Origin of the sequence: Okeania sp. SIO2F4, assembly GCF_010672385.1 — a bacterium.
GTDB lineage: Bacteria > Cyanobacteriota > Cyanobacteriia > Cyanobacteriales > Microcoleaceae > Trichodesmium.
Window position 1 is genome coordinate 1 of record NZ_JAAHGT010001462.1, and the last position, 1,208, is coordinate 1,208.

The following is a 1,208-nucleotide window of genomic DNA, read 5'->3' on the forward strand; positions in this document are numbered from 1 at the left end:
AAGACATTCTATCTTTAATGGATGTTCCTAGCACTATTTTAGCTGATAACGCTGAGAGTTTTGATTCTCCTAACTTGGGTTAATTCAAGATGTACAATGGTGGTACAACTCTAGAAGAAGGTGCTGACTCCATCAATGCTAAGGCTACTATCTCCTTCCAGAAATATTCTACTCCTAAGACTCTAGAGTACCTAGCAGAAAAGAGCGGTCAAACTACAGCTACATATCGTCCGATAGGTATCCGTGGTACTGATGAGTTCTTAATGGCGTTGTCTGAATTGACTGGTAAGGCTATTCCTGAAGAGTTAGAAATTCAGCGTGGTCGTGCAGTTGATGCTATCACTGACTCTCAAGCTTGGTTACACGGTAAGCGCATTGCTATCTACGGCGATCCTGACCATGTATTAGGCTTGTTGAACTTCACTCTAGAGTTAGGTATGCAGCCAGTTCACGTTGTTGTTACTAACGGTAACGTTGCTGGTTTTGAAGAAGAAGCTAAAGCATTATTAGCTGCAGATCCTAACGGTCAAGAAGCTACAGTTTGGATCGGTAAGGACTTATGGCACTTACGTTCATTGTTGGATACTGAGCCAGTTGACTTGTTAATTGGTAACTCCTATGGTAAGTTCCTCCAACGTGATACTGGTACTCCATTAGTACGGATCGGCTATCCTATCTTTGATCGTCACCACCAGCACCGTTATTCTATCTTAGGATATAAGGGAGCATTCAATCTACTCAACTGGATCGTTAATACTATCCTTGATGAGTTAGACCGTGGTAGCATGGAATTAGGTGTTAATGATACATCTTTTGACTTGATTCGTTAAGCGATCGCCACAAAAATAGTAGGGGCTTGGGTGTCAAGCCCCTATTTTAGTATGGTATATAATTAAAGCTCGTAGTATTGCTCTAGCCCTAAGATAGATAGGGCTAGAGCAATACTAGAAACAAAAACTTTTTTATCTCAACGTTGGTTGAAGACCCGCGCTCTCCTGAGGTCGGGAGCGTCGCATGGGAAAACCAATCAATAAGAGCGGTTTTTCTAAGAGTGTGCTATTGTACCATTAGGCTGCTGGGCTAGCAGTGTCTAGGGGAGCCGTCGGATTGGCGACGTACTGTGGAGCGACCGTAAGACCGGAAAGAGGCTTGACCTTGGAGGCTGGTGCATTGTTAGCGCAGCTCCTCTGCAAGAGGCAGCAGAAAGA

At 43.9% G+C, this 1,208-nt stretch carries 1 protein-coding gene; it reads left to right on the forward strand.

The window, feature by feature from the left end; genetic code table 11:
* The first annotated feature begins 89 nt into the window (after positions 1–89).
* Positions 90–830 carry a nitrogenase component 1 gene (locus F6K22_RS41245; RefSeq protein ID WP_363275576.1) on the forward strand — a complete coding sequence of 247 codons (741 nt, stop codon included), beginning with the start codon at positions 90–92 and terminating at the stop codon, positions 828–830.
* Positions 831–1,208: the final 378 nt, after the last annotated feature.

What these genes read in the sequence shown, in the direction of transcription:
- F6K22_RS41245 (WP_363275576.1), top strand. Translation starts at nt 90, where the DNA reads ATGTACAATGGTGGTACAACTCTAGAAGAAGGTGCTGACTCCATCAAT.